We start from the raw sequence: 24720 nt of genomic DNA on the forward strand, positions 1-24720 counted from the left end.
ATAATTCCATCGCGCAATAGCGCGTATAAAGAACGCGCGCGAATACATAAAGGCAACATTCCCGATCGGGCGCCATTTGAGGTGCCCGACGGCCTACCACCGGACCCATCGGCGTGCGAGTTTTGACCCGCGCGCTCGGCCGCGTGCGGTGTGTCGAACTCCTCCGACCACCCGGTTCTCCTCTGGGAATGTGACGGCCGATGCGAAGACCTCCATTGGAGCGCCCGTGAAAGCGTTGGTTAAAACGTCGGCTGGCAAAGGGCTCACGCTGACCGAAGTGCCCGTCCCCACCATCCGCGACGATGAGGTGCTGATCAAGGTTCGCAGCGCCGGCGTCTGCGGAACCGACGTCCATATCTACGAATGGGACGCCTGGGCGGCGGGGCGATGCAAACCGCCCTTTGTTGTGGGACACGAGTTTGCCGGCGATGTGGTGTCCGTGGGCAGCCTGGTGGATTCGGTCAAGGTTAGCGACCGCGTCACGGCCGAAGGGCACATTGTCGATGAACGCTCGATCTTCAGTCGCACGGGGAATGCCCATGTCGATCCGAGTACCCGGATCATCGGGGTCGATCGGGACGGCTGTTTCGCCGACTACATCGCCATGCCCGCCACCAACGTCTGGCATCTGGATGACGGGATCAGCTACGACATTGGCGGCATTCACGATCCCATGGGCAACGCCTTTCACACGGCGCTGACGGCGAATATCCCCGGGGCCGTCGTGCTCATCACCGGCTGCGGACCGATTGGCGCGTTTGCGGTAGGCATCTGCAAGGCGGCCGGTGCCGCCCGCATCATTGCCACCGACGTGAATCCGCGCCGACTGGAACTGGCGCGTTCGATGGGGGCCCATGAGGCAGTGCAGCCCGACGACGCGAAGCGCGCGGTCATGGCCGCCTCCGACGGGAATGGTGCTGACGTGGTGCTGGAAATGTCGGGTGTCCCGTCAGCCGTCCACCAGGCGTTTGCGTTGGCTCGTCCGGGTGGCCGGGTGAACATGCTGGGGATTCCGTCCAAGACCATCGACATCGACTTCGCCACGGAAATCATCTTCAAGGGGCTGACGATTTACGGGGTGGTGGGGCGACGCATGTACGACACCTGGCACCAGATGAGTCGGTTCATCCGCTCGGGCAACTTCGACCCGACGCCGGTGATCACGCACCGGTTGCCGCTGGAGGCGGTGGACGAGGCGATGCATTTGATCAAGAGTGGTGAGGCGGGGAAGATTATTTTTCAGATCTAGGCTTGGTGCTCGACACCTCACCGGCACTGGACCGCAAAGTTCGCGAAGTTCGCCAAGAACCGTCGCTGAGTTCCGTAGTGCAGAGCTTCGCGAACTTTGCGATCTTTGCGGTGGAGCTTTTCAGGTGGTCACGCATCCATCTGTAGGAATTCACCTCCAACCGCCGTCCCCGTGTCCCACCTCGCTGCTGAACTCCAGGCCGATCTCGATGCGCTGAAGAGCGCCGGCACCTACAAGCGCCTCAACTTCCTCGAGTCGCCACAAGGTCCGCGCGTGCATATGGAAGGGCGCGGCGAAGTGATCGTGCTGTCCTCCAACAACTATCTCGGGCTGTGCAACGAGCCCAGCGTGGTCGAGGCCGGCGTCGCGGCCCTTCATCGATATGGGGCGGGCACGGCGTCGGTGCGCTTCATCTGCGGCACGTTCACCATCCACCGTGAACTCGAGCAGGCCATCGCCGGGTTTGTGGGCACGGAGGCCTCGCTTTCATATGTATCGGCGTGGAACGCCAACGAAGCGCTGACGCCGACCATTGCGCGCGAAGGTGACTTCGTCGTATCCGATGCGCTCAATCACGCCTCCATCATTGATTCGGTGCGTCTGGCCAAGGCCATCACCAAGTGCACGACGGCCGTCTACAAGCACGCCGACATGGACGACCTGCGCGAAAAACTGCGCGGGGCCAAGGACGCGAAGCGGCGCATCATCTGGACTGACGGCATCTTCTCCATGGAAGGCGCCATTGCCAAGCTGCCGGACATCCTGCAGTTGGCACGTGACCATGACGCCATCGTGGTGATGGACGACTCGCATGCCACCGGCGTTTTGGGCAAGACGGGGCGCGGCACCGCCGAACACTTCGGGGTGATGGGCGAGGTGGACATCATTACCTCCACGTTGGGCAAGGCGCTGGGTGGTGCGGCCGGCGGGTTCATCGCCGGTCCGGCGGCGCTGTGCGACATGATGACGCAGCGGTCTCGCCCGCAATTGTTTTCCAATGCGCTGCCGCCAACGGTTGCCGCCAGTTCGTTGGCGGCCATTCGGCACACTGAGGCGCACCCGGAACTGGTGACCCGACTGCACGACAATGCGGCCTACTTTCGTGCCGCCATTCAGGACGCCGGGTTCAATCCGTTGCCGGGTTCAACACCCATCGTGCCGATTATCGTGGGGGAAACCGCATTGGCGATCACGATGAGCGAAATGCTGCTCGATCGCGGAGTGTTCGTCACCGGATTCGGATTTCCCGTTGTGCCGCAGGGTCAGGCGCGATTGCGGTGCCAGATTTCCGCCGCGCATACGCGGGATGACCTGGATACCGTGGTGGCCGCATTCAAGGACGTGCGAGCGCAGCTGGGGAAGTAGCGTCCCGGAAACGCAGGTTGAGGTCCACGGCCTTGCTGATGCCGACGCGCGGACCGACCACGACATCAGCGTCGGGCACCGGCGTGCCCGCATAAATGGTGAGGGCGCTGCCACCGGTGAGTGATGCGCCGTCGAACGCGCGGTCGATGCCCAGCGCCGCGCACAGTTTGCCTGGTCCGTTGCACAATTGGCCATCACCACGCGCCTTTGTTCGACGCGCGCGCATGAGATCAATGCCTTCCAGTGGTTGGAGCGCGCGAATCAACACCGCACTGCCATAGCCGTCTTCGCGCGTGACGGCGTTCACGCACCAATGCATGCCATAGATGAAGTACACGTAGGCGGTGCCGGGCGGACCGAACAGATGCCAGGTACGCGCGGTGCGACCGGCCACCGCATGACAGGCGGGGTCGTGCGGGCCCAAGTATGCCTCAGTTTCGACGATGCGCCCGCTGACGATGCCGTGCGCGTCCTTCATTCGGAGCACGCTGCCCAGGAGTTCCCGGGCCACCGTTGCCGGGTCGCGATCGTAGAAGGCGGCGAGGTGTGAGCGGTAAGGGGCCGGAGGGGTGAGCAACGGAAGCGTTGAGCGCGAGAGGGGTGAGCCGGTGAGGGCAGGACTGGATCCTGCCCTCGCCGGCTGGCCCCTCGAACGCTCAACGCTTCTTTTGCTCACCTCTCCGGCCCCTCATCGCTCCAGCTCTCACCGAGCGAAGTCTGCGACGGCGCGCTAGCGCTTGGCCGCTTTCTTGGCTGGCGCCTTTTTGGTGGCCGCCTTGGCCGGGGCCTTGGCAACGACCTTGGCCACCGGCTTGGCCGGCGTCTTGGCCACCGTCTTGGCTGGTGCCTTGGCCTTTGGCGCGGGCTTGGCAGCCTTCTTGGCCGGCGCCTTGCCAGCGGCCTTGGCCGGAGCCGCAACCGGGGGCTTTCCGGCCGCCTTGGCACCCTTTGGCGCCGCCTTGGCCTCCGCCATCGTGGACTCCGCGGCCGCCGGAACGACTGGTGCCACCTCGACCACCGGTGTCACCACGGGAGCGACCGCCGGCGTGCCATTGACGGCACTGGCCGACGATCCGACCACACCCACCATCAGGAGAGCCGGGGGGGGACCAACCGGCCCCTTACCGCGACCGCCAATGCCACGAGCCCCCATGCCGCGGGGTGCCTGAGGCAGCAGCGCATTCGCCGCCGCGGTGACGGCCTTCTGGGCGTCATCGACCGACTTGAGTTGCTCGACGATGGACGCTGCTTCGGCCGCCCGCGCGACCTCGAAATCGTTTCCGCGACGACGCAGATCAATCATGTTCGCGTCATGCGCGTCCTGCAGCACCCGCTCGAAATTGCGCGCACTGAGCGACTCGCTGTTGCGCCCCAGCAGCGCGAAGGCGCGTTCCCGGGCGGCGCTGGCGCTGGTGGACTCGTCACCGGACACCAGTGACTCGACCGCGCGGCGCACCAGGTCAAACGCCTCACTGCGGGTGAGCCGTTCGCCACTGGTGCCAATCGTGTCGGCCACTGACACGCCGAACGCGGCGCCGGAGGCTACTACCGACGTTTCCGGGCGACCCTGCGGCACGTCGGCGACGGCCGGCACACCGGCGTCCACCGGGCGCGGCCCACGATCATCGCGACCGCCGCGATCCCGCCCGCGACCACGACGACTGCGACCGCGACCGCCGCGATCCTCGTCGGCGGCTTCCATGCTGTCGGCCCCATCGGCCTGCGGCACATCGGCGGCGACGATGGGTTCGATGACGACGGCATCGGCGACGGTGGAGACCAACGGTTCCAGTTCAGCGACCGGTTCGCCGCTGCGCTCACCTTCGCCGCGTTCCCCACGATCACGATCACGGCCACGACCCCGGCGTCCCCGCCGTCCCCGGCGCTCATCGCGCTCGCGTTCGGCGCTTTCCCGGCGCGCGTCGACATCGGCTCCGGCCGCGTCGGCGGTAGCCACGACGATGGCGTCCCCGCTTGGGACATCGACTTCCAATTGACCGCTGTCGAGTTTGGTGACCTTGAGCAACCCCTTGTGCGCGGCGTCCTGCACGAACCGCGAGAACTTCGGCATGCCGAGGTTCTTTTCGTCGAACGACGCGTCGATCTCCTGCATCACCTGCTTGAGGCGATCGGAGCGCATCACGTCGCCGTTGCGCTTCATGCGCTGCACGGCTTCGGTGACCAGCTGCCACGGATCCCAGCGCGTGGTCTCGTCGTCGCCCGACTTCACGAGGCCGGCGAGCGCGTTGTACGAGTAGTACTCGTCGCAGTTCATGACCAGCAGATCGCTGGACGATTCACGAATGCCCACGCCGATCACGTACTTGCCGTACTCCTTGAGCTTGATGACCATGCTCGAGAAGTCGGAGTCGCCGGAGAGCAGCACGAAGGTGCCGATTTCCGGGCGGGTGAAGACGAGTTCAAGCGCATCGATGGCGAGCCGGATATCGGTCGCGTTCTTCTTCGCGGTGCCGTAGGCCGGCGCGAAGATGAGATCGATGGAGGCTTCGGTGAGCGGCACGATGTACTGCGGATAGCGGCGCCAGTCGGCATACGCGCGACGGACGGCCACCTTGCCCTTGATGATGTCCGACGAGAGGAGTGTCTTGAGCTCCTGCTGCAGATCGGAGCGGATCCCCATCGTGACATTGTCAAAATCGATGAGCATGGCCGCATTGGGCGCATGGGCCGGCGGGGCGGCATTGGAAGTTGTCACGGGCGAGACGGCCTGCGGACCGCGATGAAATGGAGCGATGATGCGGGACGGTGCGGGCGCGCCCGACCGTGGAAGATGTCGACTCATGTCCTAACCTGAATGCGTAACGGTGTGATCGAGCGCAATTGCGCGCGCAAGTTCTCGTCTTCGGACCTTTCCGCTGCCCGTCATGGGGAAGCCATCGAAGAACCGGACGAGATCGGGAACCTTGTATGCCGCCATCGTCTCCAGGGCGAATCGCTTGATTTCGCTTCCGGTGATGACGGCGCCCTCGACGGGCACGATGCACGCGCAGATCTGTTCACCCAGGACATCGTGGGGGACGCCAATCACGCAAACATCGTCAACAGCCGGGTGCGCGCGCAGACGATCTTCGAGCTCACGCGGATAGAGCTGGATGCCCCCGCGTGAGATCGTCTCCTGCCGCCGCCCGAGAATCTTCACGTACCCGTCTTCATCGATGATCCCCAGATCACCGGTGAGAAAGAACCCTTCCGCCGTGTGGACCTTGGCGGTCTCCGCGGGCATGCGCAGATAGCCGCGCATGAGGTTCGATCCGCGGACGGCGATCTCGCCGACCGCTTCGGGGCCGTGCAATACCCCCGTCATGATGTCCACCGCCATGACCTCGACGCCCGGAAGGGCGCGTCCCACACTGCCGAGGCGACGATCGTCGCTGTCCGCAAAGCGGGTGAGGGTCACGGTGGGTCCGGTTTCGGTGAGCCCGTAGGCGACCAGCACATCGCACCAGCGACGCACTCGACGTACGAGTTCCTCGGAGACCGAACTTCCGGCAATGATGCCGGTGCGCAGCGCGCGCAAACGTGACGGGTCGAACGCCTCCTCACGCATGAGCAGGTGGAACTGTGTGGGAACGCCGTGCAGCACGGACACCTGGGCGCTCGTCATGAGCGTCAGCACGGCCGCCGCGTCGAACGTCGGCTGCAGCACGAGGGTCGCGCCCGCCGCCATCGTCCCCACCATCATGCTCAAACCGAAGATCGCAAAGAACGGCACCGCAGCCAGCACGCGATCCTCGGGCGACAGCTCGAGCACCTCGACGGTCCGCACCGCATTCTCCACGACCGCGTGATGTGAGAGTCTCACACCCTTCGGCTTGCCCATCGTCCCCGACGTGTACACCACGGCGAGGTCCTGCGCATCGTCCGGATTGATGATCGGTGGCACCGGGCGACCAGAGCCGCTCGACACCAGATCCTCGAACTGAAAGATCCGGTCATCGTACCATAAGTCTTCGTCGCCGACCGTGACGACGTACTGCAAATCGGGCAGGTCCCCCAGAAGGTCTTCAAACCGCTGCAGGTAATCGACCCCACCCCATCGTTCGATGGTCACGACCGCGCTGGCTTCCGCATGGCGCAGCTGGTAACGCAAATCGTGACTGCTGAGCTGCGGGCTGACCGGCACCACCACGGCACCCAGCTTCGCGGCCGCCAGCAATGCCACAATCCACTCGACACTGTTGGGAAGATTGACGGCGATCCGGTCTCCCGCTCCCAACCCCAGCTCGGACAGCGCCGCCGCCAACGCGGATGCCTGTGCCTCGACCTGCCCGTAGCTGAACGTCCGATCACCAACCACCGCGAGCGCACGCGCGGGATGCTCCCGGGCACGCTGCTCGATAAGGGGGGCTAGGGACCACGACGTTGCCATTCCGCTCCGGGATCGACTCAACTGAACTTCCCTGCTTCTCTAAGAAAGTTCTGACAAACTTCGTAAATTATCCAGAATGAAGGAGATGCGAAAGGCGGGACCCCAATTGTCGGAGCAGGAATCGGACGGGAAACCGGCCATGTCCGCGTCGCGTAAGGACCCTGCCCGGATGCGACAGCAGGCGCCGTTCCGCATTCGTCTGTTTGCCACACTGTTGCTGTTTGCCGTCGTCCCCACCGTCGCGGTCAGTTTGCTGTGGACGGGGACAGCCAGCCGGGCGTTGTCGTTGATGTCAGCCGGGTCGGCGTGGGAACGTGTGGCACGCAGTGGAGAGCTCGCCCTGTCTGCGGCGCGATCGACGCCGCTGTCTGCCGAGCAGAGTCAGGCGCTGGATGCCCATGAAGCGGAGCTCAAGCAGTCGGTCGAACTGGCCAAGCGGTTCGACTTTGTCGCGAATCGCACCATTCGGGTCATTGCGGTCGGTGCACTGTTGGTGGTGGTCCTCGTGGCGGTGGGCGCCTCACGGGTGGCCGGTCATCTGAGCCGTCAACTCAGTCGGCCGTTGGATGAGTTGGTGGGGTGGACACGGCTGATTCGCGGTGGACGACCCATTCCCGAGCAGGCCGAGCGACGCGGCGCACCCGAATTCGAGGTCCTGAGAACCAGCATGCGAACGATGGCGCAGGAACTTGACGCGGGACGGCAACGGGCGCTCGAAGCCGAGCGCGCCGAGGCGTTTCGCGAATCGGCGCGACGATTCGCGCACGAGCTCAAGAATCCGTTGACGCCGATTCGGTTCGCGGTGGAGCGGCTGCGCCGCAGTGCGCCGGACACCTTGCGGGAGACGGTGGAGGTGCTGGCGGAGGAATCCGCTCGTCTTGATGCGATGGCACGCAGCTTCGCGCAGTTTGGCCGACTCCCCGACGGCCCCGCCGCCGAAATCGACGTGGCCGAATTGGTGTCGAAGTGCGTGCGGAACACGGTTCCGGAGCGACTGTCAGTGGATCTCGCTGTTGCCGACCGGCTGCCGATGGTCGTGGGTTTTCACGACGCGCTGTCGCGGGCCGTCACGAACGTGCTGATCAACGCGGTTGACGCCTGCCCGGCCGAGCAACAACTCTCGGTACGCGTGTCCGGGGAACACGACGAGGGGGGCGAGTATGTGGTGATCAGTGTGCGTGACACCGGACACGGCATGCCGCCGGATGTGCTGTCGCACATGTTCGATCCGTACGTCACCACGAAGCCCGGCGGCACCGGGCTTGGCCTTGCCATCGCGCGGCAGACCATGACGGCCCATGGTGGCGATATCAGTGCCAGCAGTGTGCCGGGCTTCGGTACAGAACTGCGCTTACGACTACCGGTTACCCGAGTGGAGAACGGCCAATGATGCGAAACGCCCTACCGACCGAACAGAGCGGCAATCGCGCGGAGATCCAGCAGGCGATTCGCGACGCGCAGGTGGCCGCACGTAATGCCGCCGCGGACGCCAGGACGGCGGCGCAGGATGCGAGAACGGCCGCGCAGGATTCCCGAACGTCCGCGCAGGATTCCCGAACATCCGCGCAGGATTCCAGGACCGCGCCGAGCGCCGATGCTCCCCGTCCAGCGCAGGCACCGGGCACCATCATCATTCCGTCGGATGGCGGTGGCGATCCGGTGTCCATCAGCGTCGATGGCAAGGGCATCCACGTGTCGCAGAATGGCTCGGAAACGGTCATCCCCCTTCACGACATCGTGCCTCGCGGCGCCGTGCAAATGACCTGGGCCGTGTTCGGTTCGCTGGCGTTCATGGTGGTGGGCTATCCGCTGGCGCGCGCGTTTGCGCGATGGCTGGACCGCCGCGGCAGCGCATCACGCCTGTCCAGCGAAGTGGAGCAGCGTCTCGCGGCCATGGATCGCAACATTGACACGGTGGCCGTGGAGCTTGAACGGGTGAGTGAAGGTCAGCGATTCACCGCCAAACTGCTGGAACAGCGTCCCCTGGAGCATGCCCAGCGTATTGATCGTTGATGACGAGCCGAATATCCGGCGGATGGTCGGCGCACTGCTGAGCGCCGAAGGGTATGACGTGCGCGATGCCGCCGACGGTGCCACGGGGCTGGCGCTGGCCGACGCCGTGGAGCCGGATGTCGCGCTGGTGGACCTGATGATGCCGGGCGACATGGATGGACTCGCCCTGTTGGGCAAGTTGCGAGAACGTCGCCCCGATTTGCCGGTGGTCATGATGAGCGGACGGGCCGCACTGACCGATGCCGTGCGCGCGACGAAACTCGGCGCCTTCACGTTCCTGGAGAAGCCGCTCACGCCTGAGGGCGTATTGCTGGCGCTCGGCTCGGCCATCGAATTGCGGCAGGCGCGGCGCGCCGCCCAGGCGCTGCGGGAAGACCTGGGTATTTCCGGCGAGATGATTGGCGACTCGCCGGTGTTGCGCGATGTGCGCGCGTTGATCGCGCGCGTGGGCCCCACCGATGCGCGCGTGCTGATCACGGGCGAATCCGGCACCGGCAAGGAGCTGGTTGCCGCAGCGCTGCATCTGGCCAGTGCTCGCCGCGAACGTCCGTTCGTGCGCGTCAACTGCGCCGCCATTCCGCGCGACCTCGTGGAAAGCGAGATGTTCGGCCATGAGCGCGGGGCGTTCACCGGCGCCACCGATCGCCGCATCGGGCGATTTGAACTGGCGCATACGGGGACGTTGTTCCTGGATGAAGTGGGCGACCTGCACGCCGACGCGCAGGCCAAGCTGCTGCGCGCGATTGAAGCGCGGGAAATCGAGCGGGTGGGGGGCGGTAAGCCGATCAAGATCGATGTGCGGATTCTGGCGGCCACCAACAAGGATCTCGCGCGCGCCGTTGGCGACGGTTCGTTCCGGGAGGACCTGTTCTTCCGATTGAACGTCATTCCGATTGCGTTGCCGCCATTGCGCGATCGTCCGGGCGACTTGCCAGCGTTGGTGCGACACTTTGCCGATCGCCACCGGACCCGCACCGGCCGTCCGCTCGTACGCTGGACCGACGAAGCGCTGTCCGCGCTGTCCGCCTACCGCTGGCCGGGGAACGTGCGGGAACTCGCGAACATCGTCGAACGCCTGGCCATCCTGCACGCGGGCAGCGAGATCGGCGTCCGTGAAGTACAGGGCGTGCTGCCGGTGACCGGGACCGGTGTCGACGCGGCGGTCGGCGGGGACGCGACGACGGGCGACGAGGCGACGCTGCTGCCGCTCAGCGATGCGCTGGACGCCTATGAACGCCGACTCATCGCTGCGGCCTTGGCACACAGCGACGGCAATGTGGCGGAAGCTGCTCGACGCCTGCAAACCGATCGCCCGAATCTGTATCGCCGCATGCGGCGTCTGGGGCTGGCGTGAGTGGGTACTCAGTACCAAGTACCAAGTACTCGGTACCAGGTACTAGGTACTAGTAGCGGAACACGTTGCGACACGGTTCGCGTATCTTCGGGAGGACAGGGTCGAGACGATGCCGCTTCACGACCGACTCTGCTTGCTCCGGTATGGTCCTTGCGCTTGGCGCCAACGGACCTCAACACGCAGGGAGATGCCGATGATCCGCCGAATATTCGTGACGCCGCTGACTGTCCTGATGATGGCCACCGCCGCGCGTCCGCTCGACGCCCAGACGCCAGGGACTCGGGAGGTTGGCAGCGTGCCGCGCGACGTGTCCCGCGAGGCCGTCCGCGTCTTCAACGCCACCGGGACCAAACGGGTGCGGGGGGATATTCTTCTCGGTAGCGCTGACACGGTGCGCGGGGATCTGGCGGTGCTCAATGGCCACGCGCGTGTGGGCGGCGTCATCACCGGCCAGCTGGTGGTTCTCAATGGCGACGTGACCCTGATCTCGGGTGGCCGCATCGATGGCGGGCTGACCGTGATCGGTGGGTCGTTCGAATCACCGGACCGCCCCGCGATCGGCGGTGAGATTCGCGTGTGGAGCGCGAGGCTGCGTTATCGCGAAGAGGCTGATTCGCTGGTGGCGGACGTGGACCGGGAGTTGTTCACGCGCTGGGCCCGATGGCAGCGTGACGATCCGAACGGCTCGAAGAGTCAGCTGTTCCTGACAACCGCCCACACCTACAATCGTGTGGAAGGCCTGCCTATCTACCTCGGCCCTCGTCTCAGCGTTCGGAATGGCGATACGCGGGTCGAAGCGGAACTGTTCGGCATCTTTCGCACGTCGGACCAGCTGGATTGGATTCGCGACAATCTGGGCCATCGGGTGCGGCTTGAGCTCAAGCAGGGACGCCGCTCAGGTTTCGTGGCTGGAGCCCGGCTGTTTGATGAGGTGGATGCCGTCGAACGGTGGCAGCTGAGCGAATCGGAAGTGGGCATGGCCAGTTTCTTCGCCACGCGCGACTATCGCGATTACTGGCAGCGACACGGCGCGTTGGGATACTTCGGGATCTTCGGTCCCGGCAAGAGCGAGATTCGCGCCTCGTACGGGCAAGAACGTTGGAGTTCCCGTCGCATGCGTGACGTCCCGTCGCTGTTCAATTCCGATGTGCCGTGGCGGGTGAATCCACGCTCCGACGACGGTGTGATGCACCTGGCCACGATTTCCGGCACGCTCGATACGCGCAATCGTGTCGATGACCCGCGCTCCGGTTGGTTCCTCCAGGGTGAGTACGAGCGCGGGACCGGCGCCTTGGGACGGATCGCTCCGGCCACGGCGGACACCCGTTTCCAGAGTACCGGCGACATCACCTACGCCCGCGCGCTGGTCGACCTGCGCCGGTATAACCGACTTGCCCCGGGCGCCCAGATCAACCTGCGCGTAGTCGCGGGCGGATGGCTGAGCGGCGATCCGCTGCCGATGCAGCGTCGCTTCTCGGTGAGCGGTATCGATGCCCTGCCCGGCTTCGATTTCCGACAATTGGTGGGCACCGCCGACGTGGGGACCTGCGCCACTGGTGATGCCAACGTGTATGCCGCGCTCGGTCGCCCCGCGCAGTGCGAGCGCATGATGCTGCTGCAAGCGGAATGGAAGGGCGACTTCCGGATCAACCTGTTCGGCAACGACGAAGGGTTCGGTGATCGCCGATGGATGACCGGACGTTTCCGCGCGGATGGCGCGTGGGTGGTGTTCGCCAATTCCGGGCGCGGCTGGCTGATGGAGGATACGCCCTCCGCCGTGCACGTGCCCAACGGCGAGATCCCGTCCATCGGCACGTGGCACACGGATATCGGAGGTGGATTTGACTTCGGCAGTTTTGGCGTGTACGTCGCCAAGGCCGTTTCCGAGGGCAGCCTCCCCGCCAACGTCTACGTTCGACTGGGGCATCGATTCTGAGCATGCAGTCCGCACGCGCGCTCTGGTTGATGGTGCTGGCGGCGCTCGCAATCGGCGCCGCGCCGCTGGCTGCGCAGGGCCGCCGGTCATCGACATTCGCCCGCGAACCGCGAACTCCACGCTGACGGTTACGGCGCGCGACGTGTTGACCGACTCCTCGTTCGACGAACTGCTGCGCAACGGTTTTCCGACACGCCTGCATTTCCGTGCCGAGGTCTGGACCGTGGGGCGTTGGTTCGACGACGTGGTTGGTCGCGTGGAGTGGGATGTGATCGTCAGCTACGATCTCGTGGACCGTGCGTACACGGTGGAGCGCTGGACGCGCGAGGGGGTGACCCCGTTGGGGAGCTATGCGCGCTTCGCCGATGCGCGCGCGGCCAGCGAGATCGCCCACGCCCCGACCTTGACGACTCCGGTCGGTCGCACGGGATACGTCGCGGTGCAGGTGGATGTGCAGACGCTGGCCGTCAGCGACCTCGCCGAGATGCAACGGTGGCTGCAGGGCGAGGCTCGACCGGCGGTGCAAGGCAAGCGTAATCCGGGCACGGCACTCACCAGAGGACTGCGCACACTCTTCACGCGGCTGCTTGGCGGCGAAGTCCGCCATCTCGAGGCGCGTTCGGCGGTGGTGCAGTTTTAGGGCGGCGGAGTCTGCGCGTGTCTTGCCCTCGCTGAGGTTGGGAGGGTTGCGGGGCTCACCGCTCCCAACCTCAATGGCAGATTCCAGTCGCGGCATCCCACCGCCCCATGGCCGACGTGCTTAGGCGCCGACGACGGACCGTGGCCGGCTCACGCGCTCAAGCTCTTCCAGTTGCCGCAGCGTGGCCTCACCGTAGAACACACGAATGTACCGCGCCTGAATCGGCGTCAGCCGACGCACGGCCCAACTGAGATGCACGAAGTGCGGCTCAACGGGGACGTGGAGCGGATGCATGCCGATTTCGTCGGGCAGACGATTGGCTTTGCGCGTATTGCAGCTGCTGCACGCCGTCACCACGTTGGTCCACTCGTTGAGCCCACCGCGCGACATCGGAATCAGGTGGTCACGGGTAAGCGATTCGCGCGGCTTGAGGTCGGCCGACGGGCGTCCACAGTACTGGCAGCAGTAGTCGTCGCGGGCGAAGAGAAACGTGTTGGTGACCTGTCGGCGAAACCGACGGGGGACGTGCACGAATCGCGTCAATCGAATGACCACCGGGCGCGGAAACGCATTGCGCTCCGAACGCACCGGTCTTTCGTGCTCCGCCTCGACGATTTCCGCCTTGCCGTCGATGACCAGCCGCAGCGCCCGTCTGAGGGGCACCATCGTCAGTGGCTCGTAGGACGCATTCAGCGCGAGACAACCGGCGATCATACCCTTGGCTCCATCAGTGGAAGTCGGGAATCACGGAGAGTCGGCGAGTGGGACACTGTAGCATACACGGCGGGTCGAGCGCGCCGCCACTGGGTCAGGACATCAAGTACCGAGTTCGCCACGCGCGAAGTCGCGCCCCCAGCGCCTCGATGCGCGCGTGACGTGAAGAATCCGCGTCGATCACTGTCCCGTGTCGCACGCGTTCCCGACCCGCCACGACCACCAGTGTCGCCGTCGACGCCCCCGCGAGCACATGCACCAGCGTTACGGCGGGATCGTGTACGGGTCGTGCATCGGCAGGCGCCAGCGAGAAGGCGGCAAGATCGGCCTCCTTTCCCACTTCGAGCGAACCGATGCGGTCGGCCAGGCCGAGCGCGCGCGCGCCGCCCAGCGTGGCGAGATGGAGTGCGTCCTGCGCACTGAGGGCATCGGGAATGCCACTCCGCATGGAGTGCAGCAATGCGGCCTGTCGCGCTTCCCCCAGCAGGTCCATGCGATCGTTGCTGGCGACGGAATCGGTGCCTAGTCCCACGGCGATTCCGGCCGCGCGAAACTGCGCCAATGGCGCAACGCCGTGGCCCAGCTTGAGGTTTGAAATCGGGCAATGCACGACGCGGGCACCCCGGTCCGCCAGACGGGCGATATCGTCGTCGTCGACACGAATCGCATGAATCAAGAGGGGCTCGCAGGCGAGTATGCCACACGCGTCAAGCAGCGCAATCGGTGAACGGGCCTGCGGCGCGACGGCAATGCCACGCGCGCGCAGCGCATCGGCAAAAGGGCCTTGCCCATCGCGGACAAACCGACTTTCGGCATCGCTCTCGGCGATGTGCACCGCAACCGGCCACGCCTCATGGCGCGCGTATTCCGCCACGGCACGAAAGAGCCCGGCCGATACCGTATACGGCGCATGAGGGGACAGCCCCGTCTGCACCAGTGTCGTGTCGCGCTGGCGCAGCGTCGCCGCCTTCTGCATGAGCCCCGATAGCGCCGATGCCTGATGCGTTGGATCCGGTCCGAAGACTTCCAGAAAGCCGATGCCGCGCATCCCCAGATCACGCATGGCGTCGAGCGGCGCGCCGGACTCGGTTGTATCGGCACACGTGGTGATCCCGTTGCGCAGCGCCTCCTCGAGTCCGGCGCACGACGAGTCATACAGCGACTCCGGTTCGAAGCATTCACGGCGGGCGCGGGTGAGCACGCCCAGCCAATCGCGGAATGCCAGCCCTTCGAGAAATCCACGCATCGCGGTCAATTCGAGATGCGTGTGGGCATTGACGAGGCCGGGAAGCAGCACGGCGTTGCCGAGCTCCGTGCGAGGGTCGTCGGTGAACGCGGCCGGGAGGTCGCGGATGGTCCCGACGTATGCAATGCGGGTGCCGTCGACCACGACCGCGCCGTCGGCAATCGTCGCGTCCGCAATCGGCATCACCCACTGCGCCGTGTAGACCCTCCGCTCGGCGGTGGATGCGCGCACGGCAGCCTCCACCGTCATCACTCGTTGCGCGGTGGCGGCGGTCGTACCGTGTCGCGCGCGTTGGCGCGGAGCGTACTGTCCACCCGAAGGATCAGCGCATTCGGCACGTTCTCGGTGCACGTGTGCGTGGGCTCGGTTCCCGCCACGAAGAATTCCGTCACCAGATTGGCCGTGCAGGCGCTGGTGGCAAGACGCCCGGTGAGCGCATCGATTTCGCGCACCACCACGCCGTCGGGACGAGGCCAATCCGGAGGCTGCGGCTTGCGCCGATAGACCTCGGTCATGAATGCGGACCAGGCCGGTGCGGCCAGCTCACCACCTTGTGCATTCGCTTTGATCTTTGTGGGACGATCGAAGCCCATCCAGACACCGGCCACGAGGTCGGCCGTGTACCCGATGAACCAGACATCCGAACCGTCGTTGGTGGTTCCGGTTTTCCCACCCGCCGGCACGTGGAATCCGGACCCCCAGATGCGCGCGGCGGTACCGCGCACGACCACGTCCTTCATCATGCTCACCATGAGCCACGCTTCTTCCGGCGACAGGACGGCGTCGCGGCTGAATTGCGGCTGCCAGACCACTTTGCCCTGCGCATTCTCCACCTTCACGATGGCGTGCGGTGTGGTGCGCAGCCCGAGGTTGGCGAATACCGAGTACGCCCCGATCATCTCGACCGGGTAGACATCGGCTGAGCCGATGAACATCGACGGATACGGCGGAATATTCGTGCTGATGCCGAAACGGTGCGCCATGTTGATGACCGCCTGCGGACCGACCGCCATGCCCGTACGGATGGCCGCCAGATTGCGCGACATGTAGAGGGCTTTCCGCAACGGAATGGGGCCCATGAACTTCATGTCGTAGTTCTGCGGGGTCCACGCCTCACCCGACAACTGATCGAGGGAGATGGGCGAATCGTCCACCACCTGCGCCGCACTCAGGCCTTCATGAATGGCCGTGGCATACACGATGGGCTTGAATGTCGAGCCGGGCTGACGAAGGGCCTGGACGGCACGATTGAACTTCGAATCGCCGAAATCGCGCCCTCCCACCATCGCGCGCACGGCTCCACTGCGCGGATCGACCGCCACGAATGCGCCCTGCAGATACGGCGAGTTGGCGGCACCCGTCTCGCCCCCCTCGGCCGATCGCGCCGTGTACGCCTCGTAGGTCAGGTGTTTGTAGGCACCGTGTCGACCGGCTTCAATGGCCTTGAGCTGGTTCTCCAGTGCGCGTTCGGCCGCTCCCTGGATGTCCAGATCCAATGACGTGTAGACCTTCAGGCCTTCATCGTAGAGTCGGTCACCAAAGTGCTCCAGCAGCTGGGTGCGCACCCACTCGAGGTAATAGGGTGCCACATCACCGGACTCGGTGCGCTGCGCCAATTGCAGGGGAAATGCCTTGGCCAATGACGCGTCGGCGGCGGTGATGACGCGCTCACGGCGCATGATTTCCAGCACCGTATTGCGACGCAGAATGGCACGATCGGCGAACCGCCGAGGATTGTAGCGCTCGGGGCCCTTGAGCAGGCCGGCCAGCATGGCCGCCTCGGCAACGGACACATCGCGAATGGACTTGCCGAAATACCGCTGCGCCGCCGTCTCGACGCCATAAGCGCCGTTGCCCAGGTAGACCTGATTCAGGTACAACTCGAGAATCTTGTCCTTGGAGTATCGTTGCTCGATGGCGCGGGCGACGCGGGCTTCCTTGAGCTTCCGCAGCAGTGTCTTCTCTCGCGAGATACGATCAGAGAAGACATTGCGAGCGAGCTGCATGGTGATGGTCGAGAACCCCTGCGCATACCGCCCGGCCCGCACGTTACGAAGCGCGGATCCGAGGATTCGATAGTAGTCGATGCCGTCGTGGCGATAGAATCGGTGGTCCTCAGTCATCACCACCGCGTCCCGCACATGCTTGGGGATCTGGTCGAGGCGAATCAGCGTGCGTCGCTCCAGTCCGAGCTCCGTGATGAAGCGCCCGTCGGCGGCGTACACCTTGGACGTCTGTCGCGGCACGTAGGCCTCGAGCGAGGCAATGGACGGACAGCGGCCGTCCCGGCAAATGACCATCCAGGCGCCCCCAAGCACTCCCGCACCGAGTGCACCGCCAAAGACGGCGAGCACACCAAGCCAGGCCAGCCGGGGATGGCGGCGCGCGAAATCGGAGGGAGAGAATCGCATGGAGGTTCCTGAACGCTATCGACGATCCCCCGGGCGCGCCAAGAGCGCGAATGCCGATATCTTTCGGAAATGACCGAGTCCGAGACCCCCGCCCCGATTTTCGAGCTTGCCTGGCGCGAGCTCCTGTTCCAGCACACCGAGGGACTCGCCAGCGCGCTGCAGCGCGGCACCGTCACCGGCTACTGTGGTTTCGATCCCACGGCGTCCAGCTTGCACGTGGGGAATCTCATTCCGGTGATGGGGCTGATGCATCTGCAGCGCGCGGGCCATCGTCCGATCGCGCTGGTCGGCGGCGGCACCGGCATGATCGGCGACCCAAGCGGTCGCAGCAGTGAACGCACCTTGCAGACGCTCGAGACCATTGCCGGGAATGCGGACAGCATTCGCGGCCAACTGGCGCGATTCCTCGATTTCGACGGACCGCGTGGCGCCAAGCTGGTGAACAATGCGGAGTGGCTGACCTCCCTGTCGCTGCTCGATTTCCTGCGAGATACGGGCAAGCACTTCTCGGTCAACTACATGCTGGCCAAGGACTCGGTGAAGTCGCGTCTGGAAGACGGGATCTCGTTCACCGAATTCTCCTACATGCTGTTGCAGGCGCACGATTTCCTGGAATTGCACCGGCGCGAGGGCGTGACGCTGCAGGTTGGTGGCAGCGACCAGTGGGGCAACATCACCGCCGGCCTGGAGTTGATCCGGAAGACCACCGGGGCCGAGGCGCACGCTTTGACGTTTCCGCTCATCACCAACGCGAACGGCTCCAAGTTCGGGAAGAGTGAGGCCGGCGCCGTGTGGCTTGATGCCGCGCGCACGTCACCCTACCAGTTCTTTCAGTTCTGGATGGGGGCCGACGATCGCGATGTGTCGCGTTTCCTGCGCTTCTTCACCCTGCTGGAACGCGCGGAGATCGAAGCGCTGGACCAGGCGGTGCGATCCGCTCCGGAAAAACGCGAGGCGCAGCGCACGCTGGCGACCGATGTGACCACGCGCGTGCATGGTGCTGATGCGGCGCGAGTCGCCCGCGAGGTGTCGGCGTTGCTGTTCGAAAAGGCCGATGCGAGCACCCTGTCCGCCGGCGCCCTCGACGCGTTGCGCGCGGAGATCCCGTTCGCCGTCTATGCGCCGTCGGCTGAAAGCGGAGCCGCGACCGATGGCGTCGACGTGTACGAGTGTCTCACGGCCCTGGGATTCGCCGCCTCCCGGGGTGCGGCCAAGCGCCTGCTGGAACAGGGTGGCGTGAGCGTCAACGGTGTCAAACTGTCGGCGACCGAACGCACCGTCTCACGTGATCGTTTGCTGGGTGGCCGCTGTCTGTTGCTGCGCAAGGGCGCGCGCGACTACGGGCTGGTGGACGTGCCTGCCGAGTAGCGCTTTGCGCGTCTGACGTTGGGTCAGTCGTCGAGCACGGCGAGCACCTGACGAATTTCCTCGATGGTGTTGTAGCAGTGGGGCGAGAGTCGCACGGCGCCCTCCCGCACGACATGCGCGACGTGCGCGGCCTGCAATCGCGCACTCATGGCGGCGGGATCGGCGGGCGCGAACGAGAGCACACCGGCGTGCCGTGCCGGGTCGGCCGGCGTCACCAGTCGTACATCGGCGCGCGACGCGACCCAATTGACGATTTCCGCCACCAGACGCTCGATGTGCGCGGACACGTTGGCAACGCCCGCAGACAGCAACATCGACGTTGACGCGTTCGCCACCGCGAAGTCGTGATAGGACAGTGTCACCACCTCGAAGCGACGCGCGTCGGGATAGAAGTCGAATTCGTAGTCGGTGAGGCGGGTGTAGTCGGACGACGCGCGCATGCACGCCCATCCCACATCCAGCGGCTCGAGTTGCTCGACGAGCTCGCGCCGGACGTAGACGAAGCCGGTGCCCCATGGCCCCAGCTGCCACTTCTGCGCGCCGCTGGCGAAGATGTCCACGGGCAGGGCGTGCACGTCGATTGGCCGCATCCCGCAGCCTTGTATGCCGTCGACGATGAAGAAGACGCCGTGTGCGCGACAGGCGTTGCCGATGCGCGCGAGGTCGGCCACGAAGCCATTCGCGAACTGCACCCATGACACAACCACCGCCACCACGTCGGGGCGGGCAATCGCCTTCACGAGCGCGTCCTCATCGGGTATGCCGTCGCGACGGGGGATCAGGTCGAGGGTAATGCCGCGGGTGCGCAGCGCCTGGAACGGATACACGCAGCTGGGGAATTCCCCGTCGAAGGTCAGTATCACCCCGGGACGCAGCGGCAGCGCACGCGCCGCAAGATTGAGTCCGTAGGTGGTGTTGGGCATGAGCGCGATCTCTTCGGCGTCAGCGCCGACCAACTGCCCGAATTGCCGACGGGCCGTGGAGGCGGCATCCAGCATCCACTGGAACGGGATGTGGTGCGGCTGCGCGCGGAGGCGGCTCCATCGATCGGCTTCCGCGACGGCACTCGCCGGCATCGGCCCGGTTGACGCCGCGTTCAGATAGATGGTCGGATCGTTGGCCATCCAGCCATATTCACGAGTGCGAAGCGCGTAGGGATCGAAGGGCATGAATGGCGGTTCAGGGGTACGTGCTACGAGTCGGCGACGGGTTCGTCGGCATTCGCACGACGCTCGAATTGCATGGCGTGCAGGCGCGCGTAGGCGCCGCCGGTGGCAAGCAGCGCGTCATGGGTGCCTTCCTCGACCAACCGGCCCTGATCGAACACCAGAATGCGATCAGCGTGCTGAATGGTGGCCAGACGGTGGGCAATGACAAACACCGTGCGACCGAGCAGCAGGCGATCGATGGCCTCCTGCACCAGCTTCTCGCTCTCGGCGTCGAGCGCGGAGGTGGCCTCGTCGAGGATGAGGATGGGCGGATCGGATAACAGTGCGCGCGCAATGGCCAGACGCTGCCGCTGTCCGCCGGACAAGCGCGTGCCGCGCTCTCCCAGATTCGTCTCCCATCCTTCGGGAAGTGCCTGGATGAACCCGAGCGCGTTGGCCGCCTGCGCGGCCGCATCCAGCTGCTCCTGACTGGCGTGGGTGCGCCCGAAGGCGACATTGGCTCGCACGGTGTCGTTGAACAACACGGTATCCTGGCTGACGATGCCGGTCAGGGCGCGCAATCCATCGAGTTGGATCTGTCGCAGATCCACCCCATCCATCGTAATGCGTCCGCGCGTGGGCTCAATGAACCGCGGGATCAGATCGACCAGTGTGGACTTGCCGGCGCCGCTGGCGCCGACCAGGGCCACGACTTCACCCTTGGCGGCAACGAACGAGACGTCGCGCAAGGCTTCCGCGCCACCGTCGTAGGCGAAACTCACGCCGTCAAATCGAATCGCCTCACGAAAGCTCGGCGACGCAATCGTTCCGCGATCGGTCGCGGTCTCCGTGGGAGCGTCGAGGATCTCGAAGATACGCTCTGCACTGGCCAGCGATTGTTGCGCCGCCGGTTGCACCTGCGAGAGCTGCTTGAGCGGCTGCAGCAACCGCATGACCCAGACCAGAAACACAATGAGTTCGGCGTCACCCAGTGACTTCTCCACCAACACCAGGTTCGCGCCGAACCACAGAATGGCGACCGCCGTGAAGGTGCCGAGGGTTTCCGTCACGGGCCCGGAGAGCATCGACAACCGGCCGACCCGGACATACCCCCGCGCAAACGACGCGTTGCTCGTCACGAACCGCTGCTGTTCGCCCGGCTCGGCGCCATACGATTTGATCAGGCGAACGCCGCTCACGACTTCCTGCACGAGACTGGTGAGTTCGCCCTGATCGTTGCCCAGCCGCCGATACCCTTTGCGCAGTTTGCGCAACACCGGCTGCAGTGCGCCGATGGTGAGTGGGGCCACTACCAGTGCCGCCAGCGTCAACTGCCACGACAGCACGAGCATGCCCACGATGGTGGCCAGCACTTGCGCCCCGGACCACATCGAGCGGGTGACGAGCTCGGTGACCACCGCTTTCGCGTTGTTCGTGTCGTTCAGGATGCGGGAGATGACCTGCCCGACCTTGTTGCGCGTAAACCATGGCAGCGGCAGTCGCAGCAAGTGCGCGTAGACCCGATCGCGCAAATCGCGCACGACGTACTCTTGCAGTTGGACGCCAATCTGCCCGCTGAGCCACACCAGCGTGTTTTTGACGGTGACGGCCACGAGGATCACCAGGATCACGTTCCGCAGTGATGCCATCTGATCGTCGGGCACCAACAGGGCGCCGATCGTGGCGCGCAGCACGTCGCTGATGACGCCCGAAGCCGGCAGGATGTCGGTCTTTCCGAAGAGCGCGTTCAGGAACGGGATGAGGAGCGTGAACGAAAACACGTCGGCGATGGCCGCCACTGCGTTGAGCGCAATCACGCCCACCAGCTTGGCGCGATGCGGGCGGACGAATGTCCACAACCGCCCCCACAACTGGCGATTGGCGACGCGATGGGCGCCCGTAACGTCCGCGCTCACGCGGCGCTCACGGCTTGGGCGTGAGCAGTGCCACCGGCAGGATGCATTCTTCCGGCGTCACGCCACCGTGCAGAAAGGACCCGCGATAGCGTCCCTGGTATTCGCGCAGCTTGGTAGGATAGACAAAGAACGTGTCGCCGGCGGCCAGCAGCGTATTGGTGCCCGGCCCCCGGTGTGGCAGTCGCAAATCGTCAGGATTGGTGAACAACAGCGCGTGTTCGGGGCGTTCCGCCCGAATGTCCTCGCCGAACTTGTAGCGCAGGTTCGCCGTGGCGTCCCGCTTGGCGAACACGGTGGTGGGCGTGTTGCAGTGCAGGGCGCCGTGGTCACTGGTGATGACCACCGAGATCTTGCGACGCGACGCCTCGCGCAGCAGGGACAACAGCGACGACCGTTCAAACCACTGCTTAGTGAGGGCGCGCAGCGCGATTTCGTCGCGCGCCACTTCGTACAGAATCATCGATTCGCTGCGCCCGTGGGTGAGCAGGTCGACGAAATTGAACACGAAGGAGTGCAGTCCTTCGCCGGCAATCGCCCCTGGCAGGTGCCGTTCCAGATCATCGCTGTCCGTGGCCGTGGTGATCTTGTGGTATCGCACGGGTGCGACAATCTGCAACTCCGCCAGATGCGCCTGCAGCAGATCCTTTTCGTGCGCGTTCAGCGTCTCGTCGTCGCGTTCTTTCCACCAGTCGGGAAACCGCGCCGCAATCTCTCCCGGGAACAGGCCGCTGAACAGCGCGTTCCGCGCATACGGCGTGGCCGTCGGGAGGATGGAGTAGTAGTGCGTCGTCTCCACCTCAAACAGCGGCGCCAGGAGCGGTTCGAGCACCCGCCATTGGTCTTCGCGCAGGCAGTCAATCACGATGAAGATGGCCTTCTTGTCGCGCGCCAGCACCGGCAGGACGAACTCGGTGACGACATCGACCGACAAGGGCGGGCGATCGCCTTCGAGTTCACGCAGCCAGCGCGGATACTCGGTGCGCATGAACGTCGCGAACTCCCGATGCATGTCGGGATACAGACCCTTCAGGGATTCGTGCAGACCCAACTCGCCGGCATCGGCCAGATTCACGTCCCACTGCATCAATTCAGTGAATCGCTCGATCCAGCCTCGCCAGTCGAGACCGTGATAGCGGGCCGCTTCAATGGCGCGAAACCGTTCGACAAAGGCCCGGGCCAGCGCCTGCGACCGGATGAGCGGCCCTTCGAGGATACGGGTGATGACTGACAGTACCTGTCGCGGCGTGACGGGCTTCACCAGATAGTCGCGGAGATTCGCGCCGATCGCCTCCTTGAGCGTCGCGTCTTCCTCGCTCTTGGTGACCATCACCACCGGCATGGTGGGCGCGAGTTCGCGAATCCCCTTGTAGGCATCGAGGCCGCGGGTGCCCGGCATCTGCTCGTCCAGCAGCACCAGGTCGTACGGCTTGCGACGCAGCAGTTCGAGGGCGTCGTCGGCATTGGTCGCCAACTCCACGGCGTACCCCTTGTCGCCGAGCAGCAGCCGGTGCGGCTCCAGCAGCTCGGCCTCGTCGTCGACCCACAGTATCGTTTTTGCCGGCTGCGCCATATGGCCGAAAGGTACCCGACGCGCAGGGGCGTGGTCCAGTTCAGACGTTCGCCCACGCGCCGCGGGTATTTGTCGTAGATTCGGCCCGTGCACACCGAACCGCTCCCCTACAGCCTCGAACGGCTGGCCTTTCCGTTTCCGGCGCTGGCCGCGCTCGCTGGTCGACTGCCGTTGGGCGGTGGACGCGAGGTGGCGCTCGCGTCGCTGCTCATTGCCCGTCTGGCGAACGGCTTGCGCAGCCCCGATCCGATGACGGCGCCTGATCGCGTCGCGCGAGCCGCGTCGGCCAAGGTCTGGCTCGCATCCTTGGCGTTGCCGGCCGCCACGCGTATGCCGTTCGCGCGATGTGTGGAAGCGACGGCAAATTCTCCGCTGCACGTGGCGGGTGCGCTGCGCGGATTGATTGCCGTCACGTCGCCACATCTGGATGGTGCGGCCGTGCATGAACTGGAGCGACTCACCAGACTGCTGGCCGGCTGATGGCCCACGCCGCGTGCTGACCTGATCATTCCGCTCTCGTGACGCATCACGATATCTCTCCGCTCGCGCGCGTCGTGGCGCGTGTCGACCGACTCCGGGAGGGCGACACGCATCCGGCCATTTTGGCCACGGGCTTCCCGTCTTTGGATCGCGCGCTCGGTGGCGGTGTGCGCCGCGGCGACCTGATCGTGATGGGCGGAGACGATGGTGTGGGCACGTCGGCGCTGGCGTTGGCGATGGCGCTACGGATGCACCCCTTGACACTGCTGCTCACCAGCGAGATGCACCCCGAGCGCGCGTTCGAGCGGGCCCTGGCCATGAGCGCCCGCGTCTCCCTCGACGCGCTGCGCCTGGGGGTTGTCGACGAGGACGAGCGCATCCGGCTCGCTTCGGCTGCCGTGGCCCTGCGTGACCGATCTCCGGTCATCGACACGCTCGGGGACGGGGGCATGGATACGGTGGAGCGGGCGGCCGATGCCGCGCCGGCGCCGTCGGTAGTGATCATTGATGGCCTGGAAGCGTTGCTGGCGCGCGATCATTCGCGGTTCCAACCACGTGATGAAGCACTGGCGTACGCCGTTCTTGCGCTCAAACGGCTGGCCCTGGCGCGGGACGCTGCCGTGATCTGTCTGGCGCACCTGCCGGCACTCGACCGCCAGCGGCACGACCGACGTCCCCGTCTCACCGATTTCGGCGTGCGCGGCGCGGTGGGAACTCATGCGGATGTGGTGCTGGGTCTCTATCGGGAGGAGTTGTACGACGCCGACATGGGCGTGGCGGGGGCCACCGAGTTGCGGCTGCTCAAGAATCGCGACGGCGCGTTGGCCTATGTGGATCTGTTCTTCTACGCCAAGTGGCTGCGATTCGAAGACGTTTTGGAGACGTAACCCGACTCCCGACTTCAGTCGAGCGCCATCCGT

At 65.3% G+C, this 24720-nt stretch carries 19 protein-coding genes; 10 read left to right on the plus strand and 9 right to left on the minus strand.

Features of this window, described 5'->3' with window-relative positions; all coding sequences use genetic code 11:
• The first annotated feature begins 226 nt into the window (after positions 1 to 226).
• Together tdh and IPP90_00740 are read left to right on the plus strand one after the other, a co-directional pair.
• The gene (gene tdh / locus IPP90_00735) at positions 227 to 1249 is read left to right on the plus strand and encodes an L-threonine 3-dehydrogenase (GenBank protein ID MBL0169237.1); all 1023 of its coding nucleotides are present in this window, start codon (positions 227 to 229) and stop codon (positions 1247 to 1249) included.
• A 171-nt stretch (positions 1250 to 1420) separates the two neighbouring features.
• A complete protein-coding gene (locus IPP90_00740; protein MBL0169238.1) occupies positions 1421 to 2614 on the plus strand; it encodes a glycine C-acetyltransferase in 1194 nt (397 codons plus the stop codon).
• On the opposite strand, the gene IPP90_00745 is transcribed toward IPP90_00740, so the two are convergent.
• The 3 genes from IPP90_00745 to IPP90_00755 all read right to left on the minus strand — a co-directional run bounded on the left by IPP90_00745 (position 2583) and on the right by IPP90_00755 (position 7004).
• Positions 2583 to 3191 (minus strand): DNA-3-methyladenine glycosylase, encoded by a 609-nt coding sequence (locus IPP90_00745; GenBank protein MBL0169239.1) that lies wholly within the window; start codon positions 3189 to 3191, stop codon positions 2583 to 2585. The genes IPP90_00740 and IPP90_00745 overlap by 32 nt on opposite strands.
• A 153-nt stretch (positions 3192 to 3344) precedes the next feature.
• Entirely contained in the window at positions 3345 to 5330 is a 1986-nt protein-coding gene (locus IPP90_00750; protein ID MBL0169240.1) for an NYN domain-containing protein, read from the minus strand.
• A gap of 90 nt (positions 5331 to 5420) precedes the next feature.
• Complete coding sequence (locus IPP90_00755; protein MBL0169241.1) at positions 5421 to 7004, minus strand: acyl--CoA ligase; 1584 nt, start codon at positions 7002 to 7004, stop codon at positions 5421 to 5423.
• 139 nt (positions 7005 to 7143) lie between these two features.
• Between IPP90_00755 and IPP90_00760 the strand changes: the two genes are divergently transcribed.
• The 5 genes from IPP90_00760 to IPP90_00780 all read left to right on the plus strand — a co-directional run bounded on the left by IPP90_00760 (position 7144) and on the right by IPP90_00780 (position 12947).
• Complete coding sequence (locus IPP90_00760) at positions 7144 to 8394, plus strand: HAMP domain-containing histidine kinase (protein MBL0169242.1); 1251 nt, start codon at positions 7144 to 7146, stop codon at positions 8392 to 8394.
• Positions 8391 to 9017, plus strand: coding sequence for a hypothetical protein (locus IPP90_00765; GenBank protein MBL0169243.1), 627 nt, complete (start codon positions 8391 to 8393; stop codon positions 9015 to 9017). The genes IPP90_00760 and IPP90_00765 overlap by 4 nt, the downstream gene beginning before the upstream one ends.
• A complete protein-coding gene (locus tag IPP90_00770; GenBank protein ID MBL0169244.1) occupies positions 8995 to 10371 on the plus strand; it encodes a sigma-54-dependent Fis family transcriptional regulator in 1377 nt (458 codons plus the stop codon). Before IPP90_00765 ends, IPP90_00770 begins: the two co-directional genes overlap by 23 nt.
• Positions 10372 to 10564: 193 nt before the next feature.
• On the plus strand, positions 10565 to 12307 hold the full coding sequence (locus IPP90_00775) for a hypothetical protein (GenBank protein ID MBL0169245.1): 1743 nt from the start codon (positions 10565 to 10567) through the stop codon (positions 12305 to 12307).
• Between the two features lie 142 nt (positions 12308 to 12449).
• Positions 12450 to 12947 carry a hypothetical protein gene (locus tag IPP90_00780; GenBank protein MBL0169246.1) on the plus strand — a complete coding sequence of 166 codons (498 nt, stop codon included), beginning with the start codon at positions 12450 to 12452 and terminating at the stop codon, positions 12945 to 12947.
• A 120-nt stretch (positions 12948 to 13067) separates the two neighbouring features.
• Here IPP90_00780 and IPP90_00785 read toward each other — a convergent pair whose 3' ends face one another.
• The 3 genes from IPP90_00785 to IPP90_00795 form a co-directional block, all read right to left on the minus strand.
• Positions 13068 to 13661 carry an HNH endonuclease gene (locus IPP90_00785; GenBank protein MBL0169247.1) on the minus strand — a complete coding sequence of 198 codons (594 nt, stop codon included), beginning with the start codon at positions 13659 to 13661 and terminating at the stop codon, positions 13068 to 13070.
• A gap of 94 nt (positions 13662 to 13755) precedes the next feature.
• Positions 13756 to 15138, minus strand: a complete 1383-nt coding sequence (locus tag IPP90_00790; GenBank protein MBL0169248.1) for an amidohydrolase family protein — start codon at positions 15136 to 15138, stop codon at positions 13756 to 13758.
• Positions 15139 to 15155: 17 nt separating this feature from the next.
• Positions 15156 to 17318: a PBP1A family penicillin-binding protein gene (locus tag IPP90_00795; GenBank protein MBL0169249.1), complete on the minus strand. Its 2163-nt coding sequence runs from the start codon at positions 17316 to 17318 to the stop codon at positions 15156 to 15158.
• Between the two features lie 69 nt (positions 17319 to 17387).
• On the opposite strand from IPP90_00795, the gene IPP90_00800 reads away from it, so the two are divergent.
• On the plus strand, positions 17388 to 18686 hold the full coding sequence (locus tag IPP90_00800; GenBank protein ID MBL0169250.1) for a tyrosine--tRNA ligase: 1299 nt from the start codon (positions 17388 to 17390) through the stop codon (positions 18684 to 18686).
• A gap of 23 nt (positions 18687 to 18709) precedes the next feature.
• Here the strand turns inward: IPP90_00800 and IPP90_00805 are convergent, their stop codons facing one another.
• Genes IPP90_00805 through IPP90_00815 form a run of 3 tightly spaced genes read right to left on the minus strand, consistent with a single transcriptional unit; the run spans position 18710 to position 23320 of the window.
• Positions 18710 to 19855 (minus strand): aminotransferase class V-fold PLP-dependent enzyme, encoded by a 1146-nt coding sequence (locus IPP90_00805; GenBank protein MBL0169251.1) that lies wholly within the window; start codon positions 19853 to 19855, stop codon positions 18710 to 18712.
• Between the two features lie 23 nt (positions 19856 to 19878).
• Positions 19879 to 21750: an ABC transporter ATP-binding protein gene (locus IPP90_00810; GenBank protein MBL0169252.1), complete on the minus strand. Its 1872-nt coding sequence runs from the start codon at positions 21748 to 21750 to the stop codon at positions 19879 to 19881.
• 7 nt (positions 21751 to 21757) lie between these two features.
• Entirely contained in the window at positions 21758 to 23320 is a 1563-nt protein-coding gene (locus IPP90_00815; protein ID MBL0169253.1) for a response regulator, read from the minus strand.
• Positions 23321 to 23407: 87 nt separating this feature from the next.
• Here IPP90_00815 and IPP90_00820 point away from each other — a divergent pair, with 87 nt between their 5' ends.
• Positions 23408 to 23800 carry a hypothetical protein gene (locus tag IPP90_00820; GenBank protein MBL0169254.1) on the plus strand — a complete coding sequence of 131 codons (393 nt, stop codon included), beginning with the start codon at positions 23408 to 23410 and terminating at the stop codon, positions 23798 to 23800.
• Positions 23801 to 23838: 38 nt separating this feature from the next.
• On the plus strand, positions 23839 to 24687 hold the full coding sequence (locus IPP90_00825; protein MBL0169255.1) for an AAA family ATPase: 849 nt from the start codon (positions 23839 to 23841) through the stop codon (positions 24685 to 24687).
• Positions 24688 to 24720 lie beyond the last annotated feature (33 nt).

It is taken from the genome of Gemmatimonadaceae bacterium, from assembly GCA_016720905.1.
GTDB lineage: Bacteria > Gemmatimonadota > Gemmatimonadetes > Gemmatimonadales > Gemmatimonadaceae > Gemmatimonas.